This is a genomic window from Actinomadura rifamycini DSM 43936, from assembly GCF_000425065.1.
Taxonomy (GTDB): domain Bacteria; phylum Actinomycetota; class Actinomycetes; order Streptosporangiales; family Streptosporangiaceae; genus Spirillospora; species Spirillospora rifamycini.
On sequence record NZ_AULB01000007.1, the window covers coordinates 299,966 to 325,805 of the forward strand.

General features: G+C 73.5%; 25 protein-coding genes. 9 read left to right on the top strand and 16 right to left on the bottom strand.

Going from position 1 to position 25,840, the window contains the following annotated elements:
• Positions 1–101: 101 nt before the first annotated feature.
• Entirely contained in the window at positions 102–584 is a 483-nt protein-coding gene (locus tag H505_RS0104085; RefSeq protein WP_026400954.1) for an RICIN domain-containing protein, read from the top strand.
• A gap of 48 nt (positions 585–632) precedes the next feature.
• On the opposite strand, the gene H505_RS0104090 is transcribed toward H505_RS0104085, so the two are convergent.
• Positions 633–2,297, bottom strand: a complete 1,665-nt coding sequence (locus H505_RS0104090) for an AMP-binding protein (protein WP_051300186.1) — start codon at positions 2,295–2,297, stop codon at positions 633–635.
• Positions 2,298–2,493: 196 nt separating this feature from the next.
• Between H505_RS0104090 and H505_RS0104095 the strand changes: the two genes are divergently transcribed.
• From H505_RS0104095 to H505_RS0104115, 5 genes are read left to right on the top strand one after another with little or no spacing between them, the layout of a single operon-like run.
• On the top strand, positions 2,494–4,104 hold the full coding sequence (locus H505_RS0104095; RefSeq protein ID WP_026400956.1) for an ABC transporter substrate-binding protein: 1,611 nt from the start codon (positions 2,494–2,496) through the stop codon (positions 4,102–4,104).
• A gap of 16 nt (positions 4,105–4,120) precedes the next feature.
• Complete coding sequence (locus H505_RS0104100; protein ID WP_026400957.1) at positions 4,121–5,077, top strand: ABC transporter permease; 957 nt, start codon at positions 4,121–4,123, stop codon at positions 5,075–5,077.
• Entirely contained in the window at positions 5,070–6,095 is a 1,026-nt protein-coding gene (locus tag H505_RS39695; protein ID WP_034516535.1) for an ABC transporter permease, read from the top strand. The genes H505_RS0104100 and H505_RS39695 overlap by 8 nt, the downstream gene beginning before the upstream one ends.
• An 8-nt stretch (positions 6,096–6,103) precedes the next feature.
• Positions 6,104–7,075: an ABC transporter ATP-binding protein gene (locus tag H505_RS0104110; RefSeq protein WP_034516537.1), complete on the top strand. Its 972-nt coding sequence runs from the start codon at positions 6,104–6,106 to the stop codon at positions 7,073–7,075.
• Positions 7,075–8,037 carry an oligopeptide/dipeptide ABC transporter ATP-binding protein gene (locus H505_RS0104115; RefSeq protein ID WP_026400959.1) on the top strand — a complete coding sequence of 321 codons (963 nt, stop codon included), beginning with the start codon at positions 7,075–7,077 and terminating at the stop codon, positions 8,035–8,037. The genes H505_RS0104110 and H505_RS0104115 overlap by 1 nt, the downstream gene beginning before the upstream one ends.
• A 345-nt stretch (positions 8,038–8,382) precedes the next feature.
• Here H505_RS0104115 and H505_RS0104125 read toward each other — a convergent pair whose 3' ends face one another.
• The 13 genes from H505_RS0104125 to H505_RS39705 all read right to left on the bottom strand — a co-directional run bounded on the left by H505_RS0104125 (position 8,383) and on the right by H505_RS39705 (position 21,747).
• On the bottom strand, positions 8,383–9,171 hold the full coding sequence (locus H505_RS0104125) for an ABC transporter permease (protein WP_026400960.1): 789 nt from the start codon (positions 9,169–9,171) through the stop codon (positions 8,383–8,385).
• The gene (locus H505_RS0104130) at positions 9,168–10,109 is read right to left on the bottom strand and encodes a daunorubicin resistance protein DrrA family ABC transporter ATP-binding protein (RefSeq protein ID WP_026400961.1); all 942 of its coding nucleotides are present in this window, start codon (positions 10,107–10,109) and stop codon (positions 9,168–9,170) included. The genes H505_RS0104125 and H505_RS0104130 overlap by 4 nt, the downstream gene beginning before the upstream one ends.
• A gap of 474 nt (positions 10,110–10,583) precedes the next feature.
• Positions 10,584–11,426, bottom strand: a complete 843-nt coding sequence (locus H505_RS0104135) for a DUF4097 family beta strand repeat-containing protein (RefSeq protein WP_026400962.1) — start codon at positions 11,424–11,426, stop codon at positions 10,584–10,586.
• Between the two features lie 41 nt (positions 11,427–11,467).
• Positions 11,468–11,995: a hypothetical protein gene (locus H505_RS0104140; protein WP_026400963.1), complete on the bottom strand. Its 528-nt coding sequence runs from the start codon at positions 11,993–11,995 to the stop codon at positions 11,468–11,470.
• A gap of 261 nt (positions 11,996–12,256) precedes the next feature.
• A complete protein-coding gene (locus H505_RS0104145; RefSeq protein WP_026400964.1) occupies positions 12,257–13,051 on the bottom strand; it encodes an SDR family NAD(P)-dependent oxidoreductase in 795 nt (264 codons plus the stop codon).
• Positions 13,048–13,509 (bottom strand): nuclear transport factor 2 family protein, encoded by a 462-nt coding sequence (locus H505_RS0104150; RefSeq protein ID WP_026400965.1) that lies wholly within the window; start codon positions 13,507–13,509, stop codon positions 13,048–13,050. The genes H505_RS0104145 and H505_RS0104150 overlap by 4 nt, the downstream gene beginning before the upstream one ends.
• Positions 13,506–14,384, bottom strand: a complete 879-nt coding sequence (locus tag H505_RS0104155) for an LLM class F420-dependent oxidoreductase (RefSeq protein ID WP_026400966.1) — start codon at positions 14,382–14,384, stop codon at positions 13,506–13,508. The genes H505_RS0104150 and H505_RS0104155 overlap by 4 nt, the downstream gene beginning before the upstream one ends.
• Complete coding sequence (locus H505_RS0104160; protein WP_026400967.1) at positions 14,381–15,859, bottom strand: FAD-dependent oxidoreductase; 1,479 nt, start codon at positions 15,857–15,859, stop codon at positions 14,381–14,383. Before H505_RS0104160 ends, H505_RS0104155 begins: the two co-directional genes overlap by 4 nt.
• Positions 15,860–15,863: 4 nt before the next feature.
• A complete protein-coding gene (locus tag H505_RS0104165; RefSeq protein WP_026400968.1) occupies positions 15,864–16,766 on the bottom strand; it encodes a VOC family protein in 903 nt (300 codons plus the stop codon).
• 77 nt (positions 16,767–16,843) lie between these two features.
• Complete coding sequence (locus H505_RS0104170; RefSeq protein WP_026400969.1) at positions 16,844–18,028, bottom strand: acyl-CoA dehydrogenase family protein; 1,185 nt, start codon at positions 18,026–18,028, stop codon at positions 16,844–16,846.
• Positions 18,029–18,072: 44 nt separating this feature from the next.
• On the bottom strand, positions 18,073–19,119 hold the full coding sequence (locus H505_RS0104175; RefSeq protein WP_026400970.1) for a ferredoxin--NADP reductase: 1,047 nt from the start codon (positions 19,117–19,119) through the stop codon (positions 18,073–18,075).
• A gap of 13 nt (positions 19,120–19,132) precedes the next feature.
• On the bottom strand, positions 19,133–20,839 hold the full coding sequence (locus tag H505_RS39700) for an FAD-binding protein (protein ID WP_051300188.1): 1,707 nt from the start codon (positions 20,837–20,839) through the stop codon (positions 19,133–19,135).
• Positions 20,836–21,747 (bottom strand): alpha/beta fold hydrolase, encoded by a 912-nt coding sequence (locus H505_RS39705; RefSeq protein ID WP_051300190.1) that lies wholly within the window; start codon positions 21,745–21,747, stop codon positions 20,836–20,838. Before H505_RS39705 ends, H505_RS39700 begins: the two co-directional genes overlap by 4 nt.
• A gap of 204 nt (positions 21,748–21,951) precedes the next feature.
• Here H505_RS39705 and H505_RS0104190 point away from each other — a divergent pair, with 204 nt between their 5' ends.
• Positions 21,952–22,554, top strand: a complete 603-nt coding sequence (locus H505_RS0104190; protein WP_026400971.1) for a flavin reductase family protein — start codon at positions 21,952–21,954, stop codon at positions 22,552–22,554.
• A gap of 17 nt (positions 22,555–22,571) precedes the next feature.
• Here H505_RS0104190 and H505_RS0104195 read toward each other — a convergent pair whose 3' ends face one another.
• Entirely contained in the window at positions 22,572–23,480 is a 909-nt protein-coding gene (locus tag H505_RS0104195) for an IclR family transcriptional regulator (RefSeq protein WP_026400972.1), read from the bottom strand.
• Positions 23,481–23,659: 179 nt separating this feature from the next.
• On the opposite strand from H505_RS0104195, the gene H505_RS0104200 reads away from it, so the two are divergent.
• Complete coding sequence (locus tag H505_RS0104200) at positions 23,660–24,529, top strand: TIGR03619 family F420-dependent LLM class oxidoreductase (RefSeq protein WP_026400973.1); 870 nt, start codon at positions 23,660–23,662, stop codon at positions 24,527–24,529.
• A complete protein-coding gene (locus H505_RS0104205; RefSeq protein ID WP_026400974.1) occupies positions 24,526–25,020 on the top strand; it encodes a nuclear transport factor 2 family protein in 495 nt (164 codons plus the stop codon). Before H505_RS0104200 ends, H505_RS0104205 begins: the two co-directional genes overlap by 4 nt.
• Before the next feature lie 7 nt (positions 25,021–25,027).
• On the opposite strand, the gene H505_RS0104210 is transcribed toward H505_RS0104205, so the two are convergent.
• Positions 25,028–25,831 (bottom strand): maleylpyruvate isomerase family mycothiol-dependent enzyme, encoded by an 804-nt coding sequence (locus H505_RS0104210; protein WP_026400975.1) that lies wholly within the window; start codon positions 25,829–25,831, stop codon positions 25,028–25,030.
• Between the last annotated feature and the right edge of the window lie 9 nt (positions 25,832–25,840).

Genomic DNA, 25,840 nt, shown 5'->3' on the forward strand with positions numbered 1-25,840 from the left:
CAATTGGTTGACCACGTTATGTGTTGACTTTGGGGTCGCCGCGGGATGTGATTCATGGTGATCATCCATGTGATTCCGGAGGTGTCACCATGCGTTTTCGCATGCCCGCAGCCCTTTCCGCCGCCCTTTCCGTCGGTCTCGGCGGTGCCGCGCTCGTCCTGACGGGCCCGGCCGCGTCCGCCGAGCCGTACCCGCCGGGCGACTACCGGATCCGGACCGACCACGGCGGCCGCTGCCTGAACGGCCCGGCGGCGGCCGACGCCCGCGGCACGGTCGGGCCGTGCGGCACCGTCTGGCGGTTCCGGCTCATGTCGGACGGCATCCAGATCATCCGCGCGGCCCCGGACGACTGCCTGGGCGTCTCGCCGCGGAAGGTGTGGCCGCGCAACGTCGCGGTCCGGTCCTGCGAGAAGGAGCCGACGCTCTGGTACGCGACGCACGCGGGCGGCGGCCGCTACCTGATCTCGCTCGCGAGCGACGGGCAGCTCCTCACCTGGCACGAGAGCGAGCAGCACGCCCAGCTGGTGCCCGAGCGGCCCGACCACGACCACCAGCTCTGGACGTTCGAGCCCGCCGGCTCCTGACCGCCGGCCACCGACCGGCGGGCGCCCGACCGGCGGGCGCCCGGGCCGCTACCCGGCCGGGGACGCCTCCAGCCGGACGAACGCGCCCGACCGGCGCACGTAGACCGGGTCGCCGGTGTTCCAGGCCGCGTCCCGCAGCGGCCGCTTGACGACCTTGTTCGTCGGGGTGCGGGGCAGCTCCGCCATGACGCGCACGTACCTGGGCGCCTGCTTGGTGCCGAGGTCGGGCTGCCCCGCCAGGAACGCGGCGAACGCCGCCGGGTCGAACCGGCGGCCGGGCGCGAGCGTCACCGCCGCCATCACCTGGTCGCCGACCCGCTCGTCCGGGACGGCGTACACCGCGACGTCGGCGAACGCGTCGAACCGGGCGAGCAGCCGCTCCAGCGGCGCGGCGGCGAAGTTCTCGCCGTCCACCCGGAGCCAGTCGTCGCCGCGCCCGGCGAAGTACCAGTAGCCGTCGGCGTCGCGGTAGGCGAGGTCGCCCGACCACACCCAGCCGTTCCGGACGCGCTTCGCGGTGGCCTCCGGGTTCCGGTAGTAGCCCTCGAACCGCGCGGCGCCCCGCGTGTCGACGATCTCGCCGACGGCGTCGTCCGCGTTCACCAGGCGGCCGTGCGCGTCGAACTCGGCGGGCGGGCACTCGCGGAGCGTCTCCGGGTCGGCGACGATCACGCCCTCCTCGGCGACGCCGAGCGATCCGGGCGGAGTCCCGGGGACGCGGCCGATGCGGATCTCGCCCTCGCTCGACCCGTAGGAGTCGATGACGGTGCATCCGAACCGGGCGGCGAACGCCTCGATGTCGTGCTGCGCCGCCTCGTTGCCGAACGCGATGCGCAGCGGGTTGTCCGCGTCGTCCGGCTTCTCCGGGGTCGCGAGGATGTAGTTGAGCGGCTTGCCGACGTAGTTGAAGAACGTGACGCCGTACCGGCGGACGTCCGGGAGGAACCCCGACGCGGAGAACCGGCGCCGCAGCACCAGCCGACCGCCGGTGGCGACGGCCGGGGCGACGCCCGCCATCAGCGCGTTCGAGTGGAACATCGGCATCGCGACGTAGAACACGTCGTCGCGGCCGAGGTTCCGGCGGGCGGCCTGCTGGACGGCGATGCGCCCGAGCCGCCCCTGGCTGCACAGCACGGCCTTCGGCGCGGACGTCGTCCCGGACGTGAAGATCAGGCAGAACACGGCCGCCGGGTCGTCGCCCGGGACGCCGCCGAGCGGGGCCGTGCGGGCGAGCCGGTCCGCGTGGCCGCCGCCGTCCACCACCACGACGGGCACGTCCGCGCCGGTCAGCCCGTCGAGCAGCGCCGCGCGCGCCGTCTCGGTGACGACGGCGCCGCAGTCGGTGTGCGCGATGTCGCGGGCCAGCTCGGCGCCGCGCCGCGTCGGGTTCAGCTCCACCACCGGCACCCCGGCGAGCGCCGCGCCCAGCAGCCAGAACAGGTGCTCGGGCCCGTTCTCCAGGAACAGCCCGACATGCCACGGGCCGGGGCCCGCCCCCGCCAGGTCGCGGACGAGCCCGGCGCGCAGCCGCGCCTCCGCGACGACCTCGCGCCACGTCCACGAGCGGTCCTCGAACGACAGGCCCGTCCGGTCGTCCTCGCCGCGCGCCGCGACCAGCGCGGCGAACGTCCGGTCGTCGGCCGGGCGGTCGTCGCCCAGCACCCGGCCCTCGCCCGCGCCGGTGCTCCCGCCCGCGCTCCCGTCCCCGGTCATGCTCCTCCTCACCCGCCCGGCCGTGCCGGGGCGTCTACGCAGGGTCCGGCAGGACGGCCGCGGGCGGCGCCGCCCGATCCCGCTGAGTGGGACCTGGCGCACCCTCCGCCGCCTGCGCTGTTTATCTCGGTCGCACCTGCGAAGGCGTTTCGGTCGCGCGGAAAAGCGCGGCCGGGCGGCGGCCACGGGGAGGAACGTGCAGACTTCCACGAGCAGACGGTTCCGGCGCGCCGCCGGGGCGCTCGCCGTCGCGACGGCGGCGACCGCGTGCGCCTGGCAGTCCGGCGGCGGCGCGGCCCCCGAGGAGGCCCGGCCCGCCGAGTACCGGGTCGGCATGATCGGACCGGACCGCGGCGGGACGCCCGTGGACGGCGGCACCCTCACCTTCGCCGCCTACGCCGAGACCGGCCTCCTCGACCCCGCCGAGACGATCGTCGCCGGGTCCACCGGCGGCGTCGAGATGGCCGCGATCTACGACGTTCTGATGCGCTGGGACCCCGCGAGCGGGGACGTCGTCCCGCAGCTCGCCGAAAGCCTCGAATCCGGCGACGGCGACACCGCCTGGACGCTGCGGCTCCGCGACGGCGTCACGTTCGGGGACGGCACCGAACTCGACGCGGCCGCCGTCAAGTGGAGCATCGAGCGGTACGTGCGCAAGGGCGCCGATGAGGCCGCGCTGTGGAAGGCGAACGTCCGAGCCGTCAGAACACCGGACGAACGCACCGTGGTGTTCGAGCTCGCGCACCCCTGGCCGACCTTCCCGTTCATGCTGGCCGGCGGACCCGGAATGATCGTCGCCGAGTCGTCCGACGACGGCGAGAAGTTCCGGCCGGTCGGCGCCGGCCCGTTCGCGTTCGAGCGGTACGCCCCCGACGAGGAGATGCTCCTCAAGGCCCGGGACGACTACTGGGACGGCCGCCCGCACCTCGACCGCGTCCGGCTCGTCTACGTCGACGACCCCGACGCCGCCCTCGCCACCCTCGACAGCGGGCGCATCCAGGCCGCGTTCCTCCGCGACCCCGTCATCGTCCGGGACGCCCTCGAAGCCGGCTACTCCGGATTCCTCAACATGGTCGCGCTCGGCAACGTCGCCGTCATCAACGCCACCCCCGGCCACCCCGGCGCCGACCCGCGCGTCCGGACGGCCATGCACCTCGCCATCCAGCCCGAGGTGATCTACCGGCGCGCGTACCCGGGGACGGGCCTCGCGAGCAACGCGCTGTTCCCCGGGTTCTCCCGCTGGCACACCGGCGCCGAGCCGCTCCCCTACGACCCGGACCGGGCCCGCGAGCTGCTCGCCGAGGCGAAGGCCGACGGCTACGACGGCAAGGTCACCTGGCTGGACGCGCAGGACCCCGCGTCCCGCACCACCGCCCTCGCCGCGAAGGCGATGCTGGAGAGCGTCGGCTTCGACGTCGAACTCGACCTCGTCCGGTCCATCGCCGACCAGATCACCAAGGTGTCGGTGAAGAAGACCTACGACGTCTCCGGCTGGGGCATCAGCTGGCGCGAGGCCGGCCCGTTCGGGCGGATGTACGCCACCCTGCACTCCGAAGGCAACCTCACCGTCGGCATGGCCACCACCCCGGAGATGTCCGCGCTCATCGAGGAGCTGCGCGGCGCCGACGGCGAGGAGGCGCAGCGCGCCGTGATGGGCCGCATCCAGGAGCGGTGGAACCGGGACGTCCCCGCGCTCGTGTTCGGGCCGCAGCCCGAGCTGATCGCGTGGCCCGACCGCGTGCGCGGCGTCACCGGAACCGTCAACAGCATGGTCCTGCTGGACGACGCGTGGCTCGCGCGGAACTGAACCGGAGGTGCCGGAGGTGAACGTGCGCGACGCGGTGCGACGGCTGGTCGAGCTCGTGCTCGTCCTGCTCGTCGTCAGCACGGGCGCGTTCGCGCTCGTCGACCTGATGCCCGGCGACCCCGCCGTGGCCGTCCTCGGCGAGGGCCACACGCCCGCCGAGTACCAGGCGCAGCGGGAGGAGATGGGGCTGACCGACCCGCTGCCCGTCCGGTACGCGCGCTGGGTCGGGGACGCCGTCACCGGCGACCTCGGCACCTCGTTCGTCCCGCCCTACGACGACGTCGCCGGACGCATCGGCGCCGCCCTCCCGGTCAGCCTCGAACTCGCCGTCCTCGCGCTGCTCATCGCGCTGGCCGTCGCCGTGCCGCTCGCCATGTGGTCGGCGTACCGCGCCGGCGGACGCGTCGACCGGCTCGTCGGCGCGGGCACGTTCGCGATCCTGTCGGTGCCGAGCTTCCTCGCCGGGATGCTGCTCATCGCGCTGTTCGCCGAACGGCTCGGCTGGTTCCCCCGGCTCGAATGGGCGCGGCTGTCCGACGGGATCGGCGACAACCTGTACCACGCGTTCCTGCCCGCGCTGACGATCGCGCTCGTCGAGGTCGCCACGTTCACCCGGGTCCTGCGCGGCGACCTCATCGCCACCCTGCGGGAGGACTTCATCCTCGCGTCCCGCGCCAAGGGCATGCCGCCGGTCCACGTGCTGCTGCGGGACGCGCTGCGCCCCTCGTCGTTCTCCCTCGTCACGCTGCTCGGCGTCAGCCTCGGCAGGCTCGTCGGCAGCACCGTGATCGTCGAGCACCTGTTCGCGCTGCCCGGGATGGGCTCGCTGATCATCGGCGCGGCCGACGCCGGGGACGTCCCCACGGTGCAGGGCGCGGTGCTGGTCATCGCCCTCCTCTACGTACTGGTGAACGCGCTGATCGACGCGTCCTACGGACTCCTCGACCCACGAATCAGGCGGGCCCATGTCTGACGCCCCGAAATCCCCCCGGACCGGTTCCCTGCTCACCGGCGCCGCGCTCGCCGTCCCCGGCCTCGCCGTCCTGGGCGCGTCGGTGACGGTGCTCGCCGGCACCGGATGGCCGCAGCTCGGCGCCGTCCTCGCCGGCCTCGCCGCGACCTACGCCGGCCTCGACCGCACCGGCCGCGCCCTCTTCGGCCCCGGCTTCGACCTGCTGTTCTGGCTGTGCACCGCGTGGCTGGCCGTCCTGGTGACGGCCGCGGTCCTCGCGCCGCTGCTGCCGCTCGGCGAGCACCGGGACATCGTCGCGACCCTCGGATCCCCCGGCATGGCCGTCCCCGACCTGTCCACCGCGCACCCCCTCGGCACGAACAACTTCGGGCTCGACCTGCTCGCCCGCCTCGTCTACGGGGCCCGGTCGTCGCTCGTCGTCGCGCTCGGCGCCGTCCTCATCGGGACGGTCGTCGGCGGCGCCGTCGGGATCGCCGCGGGCTACCTGCGGCACGCCGACCCGCCCGTCGGCGTCCTCACGAACTCCCTGCTGGCGGTGCCGCCGCTGATCCTGCTGATCGCGCTCGGCACCGTGCTCGAACCGACCCTGCCGAACATCGCGATGGCCCTCTCGCTGCTCGCCGTCCCCGGCATGATCCGGATGGCGCGGGCGAACACCATCGCGTTCGCGCAGCGCGAGTTCGTCCTGGCCGCCGAACTGCTCGGCGCGTCCCGGTGGCGCGTCGCGACCCGCGAGCTGCTGCCGAACGTCGTCCCGCCGCTGCTGTCCTACGGCATGGTCATGGTGTCGGTGCTGATCGTCGCGGAGGCGTCGCTGAGCTTCCTCGGGCTCGGCGTGCAGCCGCCCGCCCCGTCCTGGGGCAACATGATCGCCGAAGGGGAGCAGAACAACGCGTTCACCGACCACCCGCACATCGTGCTCGTCCCCGGCATCACCCTCTTCCTGACCGTCTTCGCGTTCAACCTCGTCGGCGAGAAGGCCCGCAAGCGGTGGGACCCCCGGCAGGCGAAGCTCTAGGAGCCACGATGACCCCCCTCCTCACGGTCGAGGACCTGCACACCGAGATCGCCACCCCGCGCGGCCCGCTCCGCGCCGTCGACGGCGTCTCCTTCACCGTCCGCGCCGGCGAGATGTTCGGCGTCGTCGGCGAGTCCGGCTCGGGCAAGTCGGTGCTCGGCCGCACCGTGATGGGCCTCTACACCACCGGCCCCGGCATGACCGTGTCCGGACGCGTCGTGCTGGACGGCACGGACGTGCACGCGCTCGCGCCCACCGAGCGCCGCGCGCTGTGGGGGTCCCGCGTCGGCATGGTGTTCCAGGACCCCGGCACCGCCCTCAACCCGGTCAAGAAGGTCGGCCGGCACCTCACCGAGAGCCTGCGCCGCCACGGCCGCTCCCGCGCCGACGCCCGCGCCGGCGCCGAGGAGCTGCTGCGCCTCGTCGGCATCCCCGAGCCGCGCCGCCGCCTCGACCAGTACCCGCACGAACTGTCCGGCGGCATGCGGCAGCGCGTCGTCATCGCGATGGCCCTCGCCGGGGAACCCGACCTGCTCATCGCCGACGAGCCCACCACCGCGCTCGACGTCACCGTGCAGAAGCAGATCCTCGACCTGCTCGGCCGCCTCCAGTCCGAACTCGGCACCGCGATCGTCCTCATCAGCCACAACCTCGCCGTCGTCGCGGGCCGCGCCGACCGCGTCGCCGTCATGTACGCGGGCCGCCTCGCCGAACTCGCGCCCGCCCGCCCCCTGTTCGACGACCCCCGCCACCCCTACACCGAGGCGCTCCTCGCCTCGATCCCGCACCTGGGCGACCCGCCCCACACGGTCCTGCGGGCGATCGACGGCGCACCGCCGAACATGGCGGAACCACCGCCCGGCTGCCGCTTCGCGCCCCGCTGCGGGCACGCCACCGGCGTCTGCCGCACGGACGCCCCGCCGCTCGTCCCGTCGGGCGACCGCGCGTTCGCCTGCCACCACCCCCGAGGAGGCGCCTGATGGCCGGAACCGGAACCGCGCACCTGCGCCCCGACGCCGACCCCGTCCTCACCGTCCGCGACCTGACCGTCGAGTTCCCCGCGGGACGCGGCACCGTGCACGCCGTCTCCGGCGTCAGCTTCGACCTCCTCGACGGCGAGACCCTCGGCATCCTCGGCGAGTCCGGCTGCGGCAAGTCCAGCACCGGACGCGCCGTCCTCCAGGCGCCCCCGCCGTCATCGGGCTCGGTCCGCCTCGGCGGCACCGAACTCACCGGACTGCCCCCCGCGCGCCTCCGCGAGCAGCGCGCGCGCCTGCAGATGATTCTGCAGAACCCGGTCGCCGCGCTGAACCCGCGCCGCCGCGTCCGCGACCTCGTCGCCGAGGGCCCCGCCATCCGCGGCGAGCGCCCGTCCGCCGACCGCGTCGACGAGGTCCTGCGGTCCGTCGGGCTCGACCCCGCGACCGTCCGGGACCGGCGGCCGCACGAGCTGTCGGGCGGCCAGTGCCAGCGCGTCTGCATCGCCCGCGCGCTCATGACGGACCCGGACGTCCTCATCTGCGACGAGCCCGTCTCGTCCCTCGACGTCTCCGTGCAGGCGCAGATCCTGAACCTGCTCGAACGCACCCGCACCGAACGCCGGCTGAGCATGATCTTCATCGCGCACGATCTGGCGGTGGTCAAGAACGTCAGCGACCGCGTCCTGGTGATGTACCTGGGGAAGGTCTGCGAGGTCGTCCCGTCGTCCGCGCTCGCCACCGAGTCCCGGCACCCGTACACGCGCCTGCTCCTCGCGTCCGTCCCCGAAGCGCCCGACACGGCCGCCCCCGCCGCGAACACCGACCCCCCGTCCCCCCTGTCCCCGCCGTCCGGCTGCCGCTTCCGCACCCGCTGCCCCCTGGCCACCGACCGCTGCGCCACCGAAGAACCCGAACTCCGCGAACACGCCAAGAACCACCACCTCGCCTGCCACCACGCCTAACTCACCGACACCATCTTCAACGCCTTCGACCCCGACGGCGGCCCTTCGGCGTTTCACGATCGGCCCGGCAGCCGAGGGCAGCAACGAGCACACGCTCGGGCTGGCCCGGTACGAGGACTACATGCTCGATCTGTGGACGGTCCCTGAGCCCGCCCGGAGTCGGCTGCGCCGGGCCCGCCTCGCACGCGACGTCGGTTCCGACTAGCCGGTGGAACCCCGCCCGGTCGGCCTGGCCGCGTTCTGCGACGTCCTCGTCCAGCTCGACCGAGTGCGGGCCGTCGCCCTCCGCTGACCCCCGATCCGCCTGGACTCGTGCTCCATGCCACCCCGGCGGCGGGGCGGGGGTCAGTGGGCCGCGCGGTTGAAGCGGTACTTCGACCACAGGTAGCCGGCGACCGTGACGCCGGCGCACCAGGCGACGGCCTGGACGCCGCTGTCGCCGATCCGGTCGCCCATGAGGAGGCCGCGCAGGGTCTCGGTGAGGGGCGTGAAGGGCTGGTACTCGGCGAACCAGCGCAGCGCGGTGGGCATCGTGTCGGTCGGGACGAAGCCGCTGCCGAAGAACGGCAGGAGCAGCAGGATCATCGGGGAGTTGCTGGCGCTCTCGACGGTCTTGGCGGCGAGGCCCAGCCCCACCGCCAGCCAGGTGAGGGCGAGCGCGGTCCCGGTGACCAGGCCCGCCGCGGCGAGCCACTCGACCGGGGACGCGTCCGGCCGGAAGCCGATCGCGAAGGCGACGCCGACGACGACCACGATGCCCAGCAGGGCTTGGACGACGCTGGCGATCACGTGCCCGGTGAGCACCGACGGGCGCCAGATCGCCATGGTGCGGAAGCGGTCGACGATGCCCTCGGTCATGTCCATGGCGACCGAGATGGCGGTGCCCTGCGCGGTGGCGGCCATCGCCATCAGGATGAGGCCGGGCGCCACGTAGTCGACGTAGGCGCCGCGCCCGCCGGAGCCGCCCCCGATACCGTCGCCGAGGGTGCCGCCGAAGACGTAGACGAACAGCAGCAGGAAGACCACAGGCATGCCGACGAGCATCACCGTCAACGACGGGTAGCGCAGCATCCGCCGGAGCTGGCGGCGCAGCATCGTCGTCGTGTCGGTCAGGGAGTGGGTCACGGTGCTCATCGCTGGGGCTCCTTGTCGTGCCGGCCGGTGAGGGTGAGGAAGACGTCGTCGAGGTCGGGGGTGTGCACGGACATCTCCGCCACGTCGATCGCCAGGTCGTCGAGGCGGGCGAACAGGTCCCGCATCGAGCGGACGCCGCCGTCGCTCGGGACCCGCAGGGACAGGCCGTCCTCGCCGAGGGCGGCGTCGGCCAGGGCGCCGACGGCGGCGGAGACGGCGGCCGGGTCGGCGAACCGCAGCAGGATGTGGCCGCCGGGGATGAGGCGCTTGAGCTCGTCGGCGGTGCCCTCGGCGATCAGCCGCCCGCCGTCGAGGAGCGCGATCCGGTCGGCGAGCTGGTCGGCCTCCTCCAGGTACTGGGTGGTGAGGAAGATCGTGACGCCGCCCGCGACGAGGTCCCGGATGGTCCGCCACATGGTGCGGCGGCTGCGGGGGTCGAGGCCGGTGGTGGGCTCGTCGAGGAAGATCACGGCCGGGTCCCCCACCAGCGTCATCGCCAGGTCGAGTCTGCGCCGCATGCCGCCGGAGTAGGTGCTCGCCGGCTTCCGGCCCGCTTCCACCAGGTCGAACCGCTCCAGCAGCTCGTCGGCGCGGCGCCGGGACGCCGCCCGGCCGAGATGGTGGAGGTCGCCCATCAGGGCCAGGTTCTCCCGCCCGGTCAGCAGGTTGTCCACCGCCGAGTACTGGCCCGTGACGCCGATCGCGGCGCGCACCGCGTCGGCGTCCCGGGCGGGGTCGTGCCCGGCGATCCGCAGCTCGCCGCCGTCCGCGGGGATCAGCGTGGACAGGATCTTGACCATGGTCGTCTTCCCGGCCCCGTTCGGGCCGAGCAGCGAGAAGATCGTTCCCCTGGCGACCCGCAGGTCGATGCCGTCGAGCACGACCTTGTCGCCGTACGACTTGCGCAAGCCGGTGACCGTGATGGCCGGTTCCGTCATGATTACTCTCCGTGTTCACCGATGGGGACGAGAGGTCCGCAGGCGGCCGGGACCGACGCGCGACGTCGGTCGTCCCCTGCCTCTGCCGGTCGGGTGTGTGTATGTGTTGTCGGTGCTTAGGCCGGCCCGGACGCCGCCAGCCAGTAATGCCGGACGGTCTATTCCGCCCCGGACGGTCTAAGTGGCGTCGGGCGGTCTAAGTGGTGCCGGTGGTGTCAGTGCTCGGGTGGTGCCGATGGCCTTGGTGCCCATGGCCTCGGGTGGTGCCGTTGGTTGCCCGTGGTTCCGGTGGCCACAGGTGGTGGCGGTGGTGTTGGTGGCCTCAAGTGTTGTCAGCGGCCTTGGGGCTTAGCGGTGGCCTCGGGTGGGGCGGTGGGCGGGTCGGCAGGTCGCTGCCGGGCATGCGTGGCGTGGCCCTCGTCGGTGGGCGGCCGGAGGGTGGGAGGGTTCGTGCGTCCGGGGCGGTGGCGCGGGTCAGGCGCGGCGGACGAGGATGTCGGCGAAGCGGGTGCGGGCGCGGATCTCGACCATCTCGACGGCGGTGCCCGGGTCGTCGGCGGCCTCGAGTTCGCTTCGCACGTGGCCGTACTCGGAGCTCACCTCCAGCCAGGCCGCGGTGCCGTCGGGGACGCCGACCTCCACTTCGCCGAAGCCGGTCTCCAGGGTGGCGCCTCCGCTGACGGCCTCGCTGATCCGGACGCTGCCGTGCGCGGTCTTCGCGTGGACTTCCGCGCGGGAGCGGCCGATGAGGACGTCGCCGTTCGCGGTGACGAGCCGGGCTTCACCTGCCAGTTCGCCGATGGTGATGTCGCCGTTGGACGTCTTCACCGTCGCGGTGCCGTCGATCTCGCCGAGCCGGATCTTCGCCGAGGCCGACACCAGCTCGATGTGGCCGGTCGCCCGCCGGACGGAGATCTCCCCGGCGGCGGCGCGCACTTTCAGGCGTCCCGTCTCCTGCAGCCGGACGAAGCCGGCGGAGGTGTCGAGGTCGGTGTCGCCGAGCCGGCCCTCGCCGCGGAAGTGTCCGCCGCTCTTGCCCTCGACCTGCGATCCGGCCGGCAGGTCGATGGTCACCTCCACCGACGGCGGGGTGCCGACGAGGGTGCGGACCGCGTAGCGGGGCGTTTTGACCGAGAGCCGTCCCGCCTCGAACTCGACGCGGGTCTCCTCGGCCGCCTGGACGTCGAACTCCCGTGCGGCGTCGCTGGGACGCACGTCCACCACGGTGTCGGCGCGGTCTCCGGCGCGGAACCGGACCAGGCCGCCCGTGGTCTCGACGGCGGCGACGATCGCGTCCGGGGTGTCGAACGTGTGCACGTGGACCCCTTCCCGCTGCCCTGTGGATCTGGTCTGCATCTTCAGCGCACCCATCCGGTGTAGTTCCGCCCGATCGGCCGTCCCTCGCCGCCGTCCCGCGGGGGGCCGCCGGGGTCGAGGGCGGCGGTCACCGCCCGGACGAGCCAGGCATTGACCGACAGGCCCATCCGGCCCGCCGCCTCCTCGATCCGCGGTTTGAGGTGCTCCGGCAGGCGGAGCGTGACGCGCGACGTGCCGCCGGCCTCCTCCGGCTCGGCCGCCGGCGCCCGGATGCCCGCCGATACTTCGGGGACGGCGGGCGGCCGAGACGCCGCGGGCGCGGGTTCCGGAGGGGGCGTCACGACGAAGTCGGGATCGCGGCCGCGCAGCCGGACCTCGACCGAGCCGGGCGCGAGGTCCCGGGTGATCTCGTCGGCCGCGTCCGACAGGGCCTCCAGCAGGACGAGGCGGACCGCGGCCTCCAGTGGTGAGGTGAGCCGCTCCGCGAGGGCGCGGGCGTCCTCGCCTCCGGCTTCGGCCGCGACCGCGAGTTCGCGTCGAAGACCGTCGACGTACATCGCGAGATCCATGACGTCATGGTGGCGTCATGAGTGACGTCATGTCAAGTCGATCAAGGCGGCGTGGAGGCGCCCGGCGGCGAAGGGGGCTGCTGTGGTCGCCTGTTCCGCCTGTGTGAAGGCTCGGAAATGCCTGGTCAGAGGTGCCGGCGACGGCCGAAGGCGCCGGGGGCTGGTGTTCTGCGCGAGAGGGGCGAGTACGGGGGCGTAGTGACGCGGAGGTGGCGTCATCCGCGACTGCACCGTGACGTCACGGGTGGCGGCTCGGGGTGGTCAGGCGCGGTGGGGGCGGTTGGTCCAGCCGCGGTCGTCGGCGCGGACGAACCAGCCCGAGGCGGCCAGGGTGCCGCCGTCGACGGGGATGGTGTGGCCGGTGACGTAGCGGGCCTCGTCGGAGGCGAGGAAGGCGACGACGGCGGCGTAGTCGTCGGGACGGCCGAAGCGGGCCATGGGCACCCAGGTGTGCATGAGGTCCGGGTCGTAGCCGCGGAGCATCCAGGACGCCGGGGTCTGCTCGGTGTCGGCGAGGTCGGGGGCGATGGCGTTGACGCGGACGCCGTGGCGGCCGGCGGCGACGGCGAGGCTGCGGGTGAAGGCGGAGACGCCCGCGTTGAACGCCGAGTACACGGGGTGCTGGGGGATGCCGCGGAACGCCTCGACGGTGGAGTTGTTCACGATGGCGCCGGAGCCGTGCTCGATCATCGCGGGGAGCAGCGCGTGGGTGAGCTTGAAGACGTGCAGCAGGTTCAGCTCGTAGAGCCGCTGCCACTGCTCGGGGGTGCTCTCCTGAAAGGACGGGGCGGCGGGGCGGAAGTCGCCGACGTTGTTGACGAGGACGTCCGCGCGCCCGGCCGCGCGGACGACCGCGGCGACGGTGGCGTCCTCGACGATGTCGCCGACGACGGTGACGCAGCGGCCGCCGGCGGCCTCGATGTCGGCGCGGGTGCGGGCGGCGGCGTCGCCGTCGATGTCGTTGAGGACGACGAGGTCGCCGTCGGCGGCGAGGCGGCGGGAGACGGCGCCGCCGATGCCGAGGGCGCCGCCGGTCACCACGCTGACTCGGGTCATCGGCGTGCCTTCCGGACGGGACGGGTCTCGATCCAGTCGATCTGCAAGGAGCGGCGGGCGATGCGCCACGCGCCGTCCCGGCGCGTGTAGGCGTCGGTGTAGTGCAGGTGCCAGGCGAGGTCGGTGAGCCGGCCGTCGTGCTCGGTGATGTGGTGGGCGACGCACGTGACGTGCCCGGACGCCGTGTCCGGTTCGTCGCCCGCGTCGAACACCTCGCCCGCGAGTTCGTGGGACGTGACGGGGACCGCGCGCAGCGTCGCGAGGGCCCGGACGATCGCGTCGCGTCCGGTGTGGGTGCGGACGGGCGCGAGGTCGGCGGGCGGGTCGGGCAGGACGAGCGCGGCGGCGGGGGCGAACAGGTCCGCGAGGGCGTCGAAGTCGCGGCGGTCGGCGTGCAGCGCGTAGCGGGCGACCAGGTCGCACAGGTCGGTCCGGTCGCCCGCCGTGAGGTGCGTCATGCGAGGCCGAGGCGTTCGGCGCAGGCCGACAGTTCGTCCTTGGCCTCGTTCAGGTCGCGCGTGGGGGTCGCGCGGAGGACGAGCCGGTCGGCGCCCTGGGCCGCGAGCCTCTCCGCCTTCTCCGGCGTGACCTTGGCCAGGCTGTGGCCGAGGGTCAACTGAAGGGCGTCGGGGTCGCGGTTCGCCTGTTCGGCTTCCTCGCGCATGAGCTTGACGAGCGCTTGCAGTTCGTCCCCTGCGACGCCCAAGGGCTGTAGGCCCTGGCCGAGGCGTCCGGCTCGGCGAGCGGCCGCCTTGCTGTGCCCGCCGATGTGGATCGGGACGTCGCCTCGGACAGGCTTCGGGTAGCTCATCGCGTTGCGGAAGCCGAAGAACTCGCCCTCGTGGGTCGCGCCTTCGGGGGCAGTGTCGGCCCAGAGCGCGCGCAGGACGGCGATCTGCTCGTCCGCGCGGCGCCCGCGGGTGTCGAAGTCGGCGCCGCAGGCTTCGATCTCCTCGCGCATCCAGCCCATGCCGACGGTCACGCGGAGCCGTCCGCCCGCGAGGGCGTCGATGGTGGCGAGGCGCTTGGCGAGGACGACCGGGTGGTGGTTCGGCAGGACGAGGACGCCCGTGGCGAGCCCGATCCGGGACGTGCGGCCCGCCAGGTACGCGAGGAGGTCCAGCGGGTCGGGGATGTCGAGGTCGTCGGCGAGTTCCATCTTCCCGGACGCGTCGTACGGGTAGACGCTGTCGTAGCGGCTGGCGACGACGGCGTGCTCGACGGCGACGATGGACTCGAACCCGCAGGCGTCCGCGTGCTCGGCGTAGGGACCGATCCAGGCGGGGTCCGCGGTGACGCCGGCGGCGACGGGCGCCAGGACGGCGTACTTCACTCGTTCTCCTCTCGTGCGGCGGCGCGCCCGGCGCGGCGGCCGAAGAAGGTGCCGTCGCCCAGGGACGTCCCGCTGATGTAGCCCTCGCCGTGCATGCCGGACGACGCGCGTCCGGCGGCGTAGAGGCCGGGTACGGGGTCGCCGGAGTTGTTGAGGACCGCGCCGTCGACGGTGGTGTGCAGGCCGCCGAGGGTGAATCCGGCGGCCCCGGTGCCCTTGCCGCCGCCGCCGTCGAAGAAGCCCGCGCGGGGGTCGATCGCGGCGAACGGGGGGCGGAGCGGCCGCAGCCACTTCGGGTCCTTGTGGAAGTAGGGGTCCTCGCCGTTCTCGGCGTGCCGGTTGTACGTCTCGACCGTGGTCTCCAGGGCCCCGGCGGGCATGCCGAGTTCCCGCTCCAGTTCGGCGAGGGTCTCGGCGGCGTGGGAGGGGCGCAGGCCCCACCGGTCGGCCTCGGGGACGCTCTCGAACCCCTCCTCGTCGATGATCGTCCAGTAGGGGCCGGGCTGGTGCCGGACGGCGTGGACGCTGTAGTGGCCGGGGTAGACGTCCTCGTTGATGAAGCGGCGGCCGAGGCCGTCCACGAGCATGCCGCGGTTCACCATCGCGGGCAGCGCGGTGAGCGCGATCTCGACGGCGGACATGCGGCGGACGGCGGCGCCCGCGGCGGTGGCCATCCGGATGCCGGAGCCGTCGTCGAGGCCGTCGCTGACCTTGCCGTGCCCGAGCAGGACGGGCGCGTGGGCGGCCAGCATCTCCTCGTTGTCGACGAACCCGCCGGTGGTGATCACGACGGCCTTCCGGGCGCGGTAGGCGACGTCCCGCCCGAAGGAGCGGGCCGTGACGCCCGCGACCCTGCCGCCGTCCATGACGAGCGCGGCGGCCTGGGTGTCGGTGTGCGTCGCGGCGCCGGCCGCGGTGGCGGCGGCGGCGAGCTTCTCCATGAGGAGGCCGCCGGCGAAGCCGGGCGCGGCCGGGCGGTGGCCGCGGGGGGCGGGCTCGGCGAGCGTGTTGTACGGCCACGCGTTCTCGCCGAGCCACATGAGCCCGTCGTCGGTCATCGGCATCCACACCGGCGACGGGTAGAGGGTCGGCTTGAACGGCACGCCGCGCTCGCGGAACCACTCGAAGTGCTCGACGCTCTCGTCGCAGTACAGCCGGAGCTTGGCGGTGTCGGCGTGCGGGCCGAGCGCCGCTTCGAGGAAGGCGTACATGGCGTCCGGCGTGTCGTCGAAACCGCACGCCTTCTGGACGTCCGTACCGCCGCCGAGGTACAGCTCGCCGCCGGACTGCGCGGACGAGCCGCCGGGGCCGCTCGCCCGCTCCAGGACGATGACGTCCGCGCCCGCGCTCGCGGCCTCGTACGCGGCCGCGGCGCCCGCGCAGCCGAAGCCGACGACGAGGACGTCGCACTCGTGGTCGAACCCGCCGCCGACGGCGGACGCGGCGACGGGCTCGACGGAGGTTCGGCGGGTCACCCGTTCACTTCCCCTTCGGGACGAACGCGGCGAGCGGCTCGGAGCCGGACCAGTCGTGGCCCCAGTAGCTGTCGGCGGTGATCTCCTCGGCGGTGTAGTACGCCTCGTCGACGAGCATGCCTTCGCAGCCGTACTCGATGTCCCAGCCGCCGGGGGCGCGCACGTAGAACGACACCATCTTGTCGTTGGTGTGGCGGCCCAGCGTGGAGGAGATCGAGAAGCCGTTCTTCGTGACCTTGTCGAGGGCGATGCCGACGGCGTCCAGGGTGTCGGCCTCCACCATCAGGTGGACGAGCCCCGGGTCGCCGTCGTGCGGGGCGGGGCACACGGCGAGGCTGTGGTGGCGCTGGTTGACGCCCATGAACCGGACGCGCATGCGCTTGCCCGGCTCGCCGCTGCCGAAGGCGCCGCGCGGGAGGAACCCGAGGACGTCGGTGTAGAACGCGACGACCTCGTCCTGGCGGGGGGTCGGCAGGACGACGTGGCCCATGCCCTGCGGGCCGGTGACGAACTTCTGCGCGTTGCCGGTGACGACCGGCGAGTGGTCCAGGACCGGCCCGTAGAACACCTCGAGCGGGGTGCCTCCCGGGTCGGTGAACGCGATGGTGCGTTCGGCGTCCTCGCCCGGGGGCAGCTCGGTGACCTCCCGGCCGGCCTTCTCGACGGCTTCCCGGACGGCGGCGAGCGCGAACTGGTCGCGGACCTCCCAGCCGATGGCCAGGACCCGGTCGGTGTCGCCGGGCAGGACGGCGAGGCGGTGCCTGCGCTCGTCCATGCGCAGGTACAGGCCGTCCGGGTCGGGGCCGGAGCCCTCGGCGAACCCGAGCGCGTCGATCGTCAGTTCGCGCCACCGCTCGATGTGCTGCGTCTGGACCTTGAGATATCCGAGTCCACGGATGTGCGTCACTGTCCTCGATCCCTTCGAAGTCGCGGCCCGGCCGTCCGGCCGGGCGGGGTGCGGACGTGGGTCCGGAGCGGGTCCGGTCAGATCATCGAGCGCATCGGGCCCTGCGGGGGCTCGATGTCGAGGTCGGTCAGGGCGGACACGTGGTAGACGGCGCCGGGGACGTGGATGGCGTGCGCGAGGCCGACGTGGGCGTCCCGCCAGAACCGCTGGATCGGGTTGTCGGCGCGCATCGCGTTGCCGCCGGACCGGACGACGATCTCGTTCATCGCCTGCACGGCCCGCCACGCGGCGCGCACCTGGGTGCGGCGGCCGGCGGCGCGCTCGGCGAACGAGAACTCGTGCCCCGCGGCGGCCTTGTCGTACATGCGGGAGGCGTTCTCGATCAGCGCGGTGCGGGACGCCTTGATCTCCTCGGCGGCCTCGCTGATCGCGTACAGCACGTACGGGTCGTCCTTGATCTTGGTGCCGGTGATCTGGACGCGGGTGCGCTGGTAGGCGAGGTGGTGGTGCAGGGCGCCCTCGGCGATCCCGATCACGGCGGAGGTGATGCCGAGGGGGAACGCACAGGAGAACGGCACGAGGAACGTCGGGTTGGTCAGCCCCGCCTCGCGCGGCGCCGAACCGTCGATGATCTTGTTGAACGGGATCGTCCGGTACTCGGGGACGAACGCGTCGCGGACGATGATGTCCTTGCTGCCGGTGCCCTTGAGCCCGGCGACGTCCCAGGAGTCCTCGACGATCTCGTAGTCGGAGCGGGGCAGGATCATGTGCAGGGACGACGGCGGCTGCGCGACCTTGCCGTCCTTGTCGCCGAGCATCGCGCCGAGGAAGATCCAGTCGCAGTGGTCGGTGCCGGAGGAGAACTGCCAGCGGCCGTTGAAGATGTAGCCGCCGTCCACCGGGCGGGCCACGCCCATCGGCGCGTACGGGGACGCGATCCAGGTGTCGGGGTCGTCGCCCCAGATCTCCTGCTGCACCCGCGGGTCGGCCATCGCCATCTCCCACGGGTGCAGGCCGACGATGCCGGCGACCCAGCCGGTGGACCCGTCCAGGGAGGCGATCCCCATGACCGCCTCGGCGAACTCCCGCGGGTGCGCCTCCAGCCCGCCGTGCGTCCCCGGCTGCAGCATCCGGATCACGCCGGAGTCGCGCAGCACCTTGGCGGCCTTGTCGTCCAGCTTGCCGAGCCGCTCGTTGACCGGGCCCAGCTCGCGGATCTCCTCCGCCCGTTCCATGATCGTGTCGAGGACGCGGTTCGTCATCGCCTGTCTCCCGTGGTGTCGTGCGCGGTGCCGGGGCGCCGCGGTCAGCCGTCGTAAGTGATCTTCAGCCGGTCGCCGGCCGGCCGCGCCTGGCAGGCGAGGATGAGCCCGTCGGCGAGGTCCTGCTCGTCGAGGACGGTGTTGGCGTCCATGACCGCCTCGCCCTCCAGGACGACGCAGGCGCACGCGGCGCACGAGCCCTCCCGGCACGAGAACGGGGCGTCGACCCCGGCCCGCAGCAGGACGTCGAGGAGCAGTTCGGAGCGGGGCCAGGGCAGCGTGCGGGTCTCCCCGTCGAGTTCGACCTCGATCTCGCCGGGCTCGCCCGCGCCGTCCGCGCCGTCCGCGTCCCCGCCGGACGGCGCCGGGTCGGGGGCCTCGGGGGTCTCGAACGGGTCGGCGGCGAGCGAGAAGAACCGCTCGACGTGGACCTTCATGCCGAGGCCGGAGAGCGCCGCCGCCGCGAGGTCCATGAACGCGCCGGGCCCGCACACGAACACGTCACGCTGGGTGTGCGCGCGCGCCAGTGCGCGGAGGCCCGACTCGGTGGGGAGGCCCTGCACCGACTCCAGCCAGTGGACGACCGTGAGGCGCTCGCCGTGCTCCGCAGCGAGCTCCCGCAGTTCGTCCGCGAAGATGACGGACCGCTCGTCCCGGTTCGCGTAGACGAGGACGACCGATCCCGTGCCCCCGGCCAGGCACGACTTGAGGATCGACATCACCGGGGTGATGCCGCTGCCGCCCGCGAGGAGCAGCAGGTCCGCGTCCAGCGAGGCGGGCGTGAACGTCCCGGACGGCCGCAGCACCTCCAGGACGTCGCCCGCGGTGACGTTGTCGCAGATCCAGTTCGAGCCGAGCCCGCCCGCGACCCGCTTGACCGTGACCTTGAGCCGGTCGTCGGTGACCGGCGAGCTGCACAGCGAGTAGCAGCGCGCCGCCCACCCGTCCGGCGCGGGCACCCGGACCGTCAGGAACTGTCCGGGCTTGTACCGGAACCGGTCGCGGTCGCCCTCGGCCGGTTCCAGGACGAGCGAGTGCGCGTCGGCCGTCTCGCGGACGACCTCGACGACGCGCGCCTTGAGCCCGGTCATGGTCGCAGTCCCGTCATGCTCGCTCCGCCTCCGCGGCGGCCGCCCCCACCCCGGCCCGGCCCGCGGCGTGCCGCGCCGCGATGTAGCCGAACACGATGGACGGGCCGATGGTGGCGCCCGGGCCCGCGTACTCGTTGCCCATCACCGACGCGGACGTGTTGCCCGTCGCGTACAGGCCGCCGATCACCGAGCCGTCCGCGCGCAGGACCCTGCTGTGCTCGTCGCACACCAGCCCGCCCTTGGTGCCGAGGTCGCCGACCTCCAGCCGGAACGCGTAGTAGGGCGCGGACTCGACGACGTCCAGGTTCGGGTTCTTCAGGTTCGGGTCGCCGTAGTAGCGGTCGTAGGCGCTGTCGCCCCGGCCGAACTCCGGGTCCTTGCCCGCGCGCGCGTACTCGTTGAACTTCGCGACGGTCTCGTTCAGCGCGTCCGCCGGGACGCCTATCTGCTTCGCGAGGTCGTCGAGGGTGTCGGCCTTGAACACGATGCCCTGCTCGTAGAACGCCTTGGGGATCGGCGCGCCCGGCAGGATCTGCGCGAACGGGTAGCGCGCGCGCGTCTTGGCGTCCATGACGAACCAGCAGGGGACGTGCCCGCCCTCCAGCTGGTCGTGGACGAAGTTCACGTACGGGGACGCCTCGTTCGTGAACCGCTTGCCCTCGGCGGACACGATGACCATCCGCGGGATGGCCCGCTCGGACACCAGCGGGATCACGGCCCCGGCGGGATGCCGCACGGCGGGCATCCACCAGGCGTCGTCCATGAAGTCCAGGGCGGCGCCGAGCCGCTCGCCGAGCCGGATGCCGTCGCCGGTGTTCTCCCGCGCGCCCATCGCGAAGTCGGCGCGGCCGCCCTCCGGCAGGTACGCGTCGCGCATCTTCTGGTTGTGGTCGAACCCGCCGGTCGCCAGCAGCACGCCGCGCCGGCCGCGCAGCCGCAGCGGCGCGCCGTCGCGCTCCACGACGATGCCGGTGACCGTCCCGTCCTCGCCGGTGACCAGGTCGGTCATCGTCGTCTTCAGCCAGAGCGGGATCCCGGCGTCCTTGAGCGCCATCCGCATCCGGGCGACGAGCGCGCGCCCGCCCGTCGACATGTGCCGGCGGCGGACCAGGTTCGACGACACGCGCCACGCCGCGACCATCGACGCCCGGCGGCCCGCCCACGTCCGCTTGGCCATCGCCAGGTCGTGGTAGTCCTTCGCGGTGATCCACAGGCCCAGCGGGCCCTTCATGTTGTTCGGCCGCTGGTACTTCTCGTCCTCGCCGAGCTTGCGGGTGTCGAACGGCTTGGCCTCGATGGACCGGCCCAGCGGCCGTCCGCCCTCCAGCTCGGGGTGGTAGTCGGCGTAGCCCTTCGTCCAGAAGAACTGCATCCACTTGCTCTTGCAGATCAGCTCCATCGCGGCCGGGCCGTGGTCGACGTAGGCGTCGAGGCGGGCGGCCGGGACGCGGCCCTCGGTGAGCAGGTCGAGGTAGCGGCGGATCGACGCGCGGGTGTCGTCGTGGCCGCGCGCCCGCAGCGTCGGGTTGTTGGGGATCCAGATGCCGCCGCCGGACAGCGCGGTGCTGCCGCCGAACTTCTTGCCCTTCTCCACGATGAGGACGCTCAGGCCCTCCTCGTGCGCGGTCAGCGCCGCGGCCATCCCGCCGCCGCCGCTGCCGACGATGACGAGGTCGTACTCGTGGTCCCAGGCGCCGGACCCGTCCGCCGCCGCGCTCATGCCCGGCCCCGCTCACCGGCGGTGCGCCCGTTCGGGGCGGCCCCGCCCGCGGCGCGGGTGAGGAACGCCAGCACCGCGCTCTCCCAGGCTTCCTTCTGCTCGATCATCACCCAGTGCCCGCAGTTCGGGAAGATGTTGACCTGCACGTCCGGGATCGTCCGCATCGGCACCAGGGCCATGTCGACGGGGCTGACGCGGTCGTCGCGGCCCCACGTGATGAGGGTGCGGGTCTTCAGCTTGTGCAGCATCGCCCAGTACGGGGGCTGGTCCGACTTCGCCTGCACCTTGAAGTTCGCGGCCATCGCGGCCTTGCCGTACATGCGCCGCGCGGCGGCCAGCGTGTCGGGGTCGGTGGCCTGCTTCCACCGCTCCTCGATGAGCTCCTCGGTCACCAGCCGCGGGTCGTGGACCATCGAGTGCAGCCACTGGACGAGCGCCTCGCGCGTGGGGTTCTCGGTGAACTCCATCAGCAGGTTGATGCCCTCGCCGGGCGACGGGCTGAAGATGCTGCGGCCGATGCCGCCGATCGTGACGAGGGCGCCCACCCGGTCCGGATTCGCGAGCGCGACGTTCGTCCCGACGATGCCGCCCATCGAGTTGCCGATGACGTCGACGCGGTCGAGGCCGAGGCCGTCCAGGAAGCGGATCACCGAGCCGCCCGCCGCCATCATCGGGTGCTGGTCGGTCGGGTCGCTCACCCCGAAGCCGGGGAACTCGAGGACGAGGCAGCGGAAGTACTTCGAGAACAGCGGCAGGTTGTCGCGGAAGTTGCGCCAGCCCGTCACGCCCGGGCCCGAGCCGTGCAGCATCAGCAGGGGCGGGCCTTCGCCGGCCTCGTGGTAGCGCAGGACGCCCTGGTCGGTGGCGAGTTCCCGCAGCGTCGCGTCGTACGTCAGCTCCGTCGGCATGGCCTCTCAGTCCTTCAGGGTGGCTTGTCCGGAACGTATGCCCGCGCGCCTCGGCGGCACCTTCCCGGATCCCGATCAGCGGGACATTTCGGCCCCCGGCCCGTCCCGCCCGAACCCCGTTCCGCTCAACGGGATCGCTCGCGCGCGGCACGCCGCGCGGCGCTTACGTTCCGAATCAGTCCCGCGACGATCCGAGGTGCACCGATGCCAGCCGAACCAGCGCTCAGCACGCCGCCGCACACCGAGCCCGCCGCCCAGCCCGCCGCCGGGCCGGACCCCGCCGACTTCCGCCGGGCGATGTCCGAGTTCGCCACCGGCGTCACCGTCGTCACCGCGATCGACGGCGGCGAACCGACCGGCTTCGCCTGCCAGTCGTTCACGTCGGTCTCCCTGGAGCCCCCGCTGGTCCTGTTCTGCGCCGACCGGCGCGGCCGGTCCTGGCCGCGGATCCGCGCCGCCGGGCGGTTCTGCGTCAACGTGCTCGGCGAGGACCAGCGCGACCTGTGCCAGCGGTTCGGGTCCAGCCGGGGCCGCAAGTTCGAGGACCTCGACTGGGACGTCTCGCCGTGGGGGACGCCCGCGCTGCGGGACGTCCTGCTCGCCGTCCACGCGGAGGTGCACGACGTGCACCGCGCCGGCGACCACGACGTGGTGATCGGCCGCGTGCTCGCGGTGGAGCGGCCCGAGGACCGCCTCGACCGTCCGATGATCTTCTTCCGGAGCCGGTTCGGCGTGGACGAGCCGGAGGACCCGGGCGCGCTCGACGCGCCGGACGCCTGGTGGGCGGGCCAGTGGGGGTGGATGTGACGCCACCCCCGCCCGGGTCACATCCAGTCGCCGCGGCCGTCCACGGCCAGCAGCCGGTTCATCGTCTCGGCGGACCAGCAGTCCCGGTCGGACGACCGGTCCCCCGCGGGCTTCCGCGCGCGGGCCGTCCCCTTCCCGGCGCCGTCGTGCCGGGCGGGGGCCGAGCCGGGGAACAGCACCTGGGACGCCTCGCGGGCCGCGGTGACGACGAGCGGCGCGACGTTCTCCAGCGGCGCGCGGACGTCGCCGACCAGCGAGATGCCCGCGACCGGGCCCTCGGCGCCGCGGATCGCGGCGGCCACGCAGGCGATGCCGGGGAACGACTCGCCGCGCTCGAACGCCAGCCCGCGCCGCTGCCGGATCCGGTGCAGCTCCTGGTGCAGCGTGCCCAGCTCGCCGATCGTCCGGCTGGTCATCCGGGCGATCTCCGGGCCGAGCAGCGCGTCGACCTGCTCGGGCTCCAGCCACGCCAGCATCGCCTTGCCGAGCGCGGTGGAGTGCGCCGGGGCCCGGCCGCCGACCCGCGACGGCACGGAGGTGGCGAGCCGGCCGCCGAGCTTGTCCAGGTAGAAGACCTCGGCGCCGTCCAGCACGGCGAGGTGCGCGACCAGGCCGGTGGTGACCTGCAGCTCGTGCAGCAGCGGCGCCGCCGCCTCGCGGATCTTGCCGTGCCCGCCGTCCCGGCCGCCCAGCCCGAGCGCGCGCTGGCCGAGCCCGTACCCGTACGAGTGGTGCGACAGCCAGCGCTGGCGGACGAGCTGGTCGAGGATCCGGTGGGCCGTCGAGCGCGGCAGCCGGGTGCGGCGCGCGACGTCCTCCAAGGTCAGACGGGCGGACGGTCCGTTGAACGCGTCGAGGATCAGGGTCATCCGCTCGACCATCGACGGCGGGGTCTCCCGCCGTCCGGGCGCCATGAGCTCGGCCATCGCACCTCCCAGGGCACAAGACTGAAATGAATTCTTGTTAGGTGGAATGTAGCAAGCGCTGGGTGGCAACGGAAGGGGTCACGTAAGACCAGGTCAGGCAATCGTGTAGAACCGGTGGCAGGCCGGAGGCCGTGACCGCCCCGGAACTAGAACTCATTCCTACCGAAGGGAGTCCCTGGATGCGCGTCGGCATCGTCACGCCCGTGGTGGCCCAGCCGCCGCCCGGGCACGCCGCCTGGGAGCGGACCGCGGGCATCGACGAGATCGCCCGGATCGCCGAGACGGCCGACCGCCTCGGCTACCACCACGTCACGTGCAGCGAGCACGTCGCCGTCCCCGCCGAGGCGGCCGAGCAGCGCGGCGGCGTCTACTGGGACCCCCTGGCCACGTTCGGCTACCTCGCCGCCCGCACCGCCCGGATCCGCCTCGCCACCCAGGTCCTGGTGCTCGGCTACCACCACCCCCTCGCCATCGCGAAGCGCTACGGCACCCTCGACGCGGTCAGCGGCGGCCGCCTCACCCTCGGCCTGGGCGTCGGCAGCCTCCAGGAGGAGTTCGAGCTGCTCGACGCGCCCTTCAGCGGACGCGGCGCGCGCGCGGACGACGCGCTGGCCGCGCTCCAGGCGTCCCTGTCCCGGCGCACGCCGGAGTACCACGGCACCCACTACGACTTCTCGGGCTTCGTGGTCGAACCGCACGCCGTCCAGGAGCACGTCCCGATCTGGATCGGCGGCCGCACCGCCCGGTCCCTCCGCCGCGCCCTGGACGCCGACGGCTGGGTCCCGTTCGGGATCGCCCTCGACGACCTCGCGAAGATGCTCGCCGACGCCGACGTCCCCGCCGGCTTCGAGGTCGTCCTCGCCCCGTCCCGCCCGCTCGACCCGGTGCGGGACCCCGGCGCCGCCGCCGCGGCCCTCGTCCGCCTGCGGGACGCGGGCGCCACCGTCGCCGGCGTCCGCCTCGTGTCCGACTCCCCCGACCACTACCGCGAGCAGCTCGCCGCCCTGCGCGAGCTCGACTGCGGCCTGACCTTCGGAGACGTCCGATGACCGCGACCGGCCCCGACGACGACCGCCTCGCCGCCCTCGAGTCCCGGCTGCGCGCCCTGGAGGACGAGCGCGAGATCACCCGGCTGATCCTGTCCTACGGGCCCCTCGTCGACAGCGGCCGCGCCCCCGAGGTCGCCGCGCTGTGGGACGACGACGGCGTCTACGACGTCGACGAACTCCTCATGACCGGCCCCGCCGAGATCGACGCGATGGTGCGGTCGAAGAACCACCGGCGCTGGATCGCGGGCGGCTGCGCCCACTTCGTCGGCCCGCCGCACGTCACCGTCGACGGCGACGAGGCCGTCGCCGTCGGCTACACGCTCATGATCGTCAACGGTCCGGACGGCTTCGTGCTGCGCCGCGCGACCGCGAACCGCTGGACGCTGCGCCGCACCCCGGCCGGCTGGCGGGCCGTCACCCGCACCAACCGCGTCCTGGACGGCCGCGAGGAGTCCCCCGCCCTCCTCACCTCCGCCTTCCCGGCCGGATAGGCGCCGGTCAGGGGGTCAGGGACATGGCGGCGAGGACGCGGGCGGCGAGGTCCTCGTCGCCCTTCGTCCCGACCGTGACGGCGTCCGCCGTGCAGCGGCCGGCGGCGAGCCGCACGTAGGTCTCGAGGTCCATGGCGAGTTCGGCAGTGAACCCGGCGGGCTCGGGGTCCGCCGGGACGGCCCGGCCGTCGGGGCCGACGGTGTACGCCGCGCGGAAGGACGGCGGGCCGGTGATCGTGAACAGGACGGACGCGCCCGGCTCGGCCTTCGCGCGGCGCGCGACGACGATCGGCAGACCGGGGCCGAGGATGCTCCACAGGCAGTGCGCGGCGGGCGCGTCGAGGTTGCCCGGACGGCCGACCGCGCGCCGCACGTCCTGCTCGTGCGTCCAGCAGTCCATCGCGCGGAACGCCATGAACCGCTTGTAGGTGCCCTCCCTGCCGTTCGGCAGGGGGATGGGCTGCTCGGGGTCGATCGTCGGGAGCTGGGCGAGGCGCCGGTCGAGGGCCTCGGCGAGTTCGGCGGCGACCTCGGGGCCCGGGACGGCGCGGCGCGCGTGCACGGCGACCTCGAGGGCCTTGCCGAAGTCGTTGCGGAGGTGGTCGAACGCGGGCACGGCGACGTCCGGCTCGGGGTCGCCCAGCAGGGACCGCTCGATGCCGACGAGGTGGGAGAACTGGTCCTTGACCGTCCACCCCGGGCATTCGGTCGGACGGTCCCAGTCGGCGGCGTCGAGCGTCGCGGCGAGCTCGAGGGACGACCGCACGGTCTGCTCCCAGGCCGCCGTGTTGGTCCGCATTTCCTCGTCCATCCGGACTCC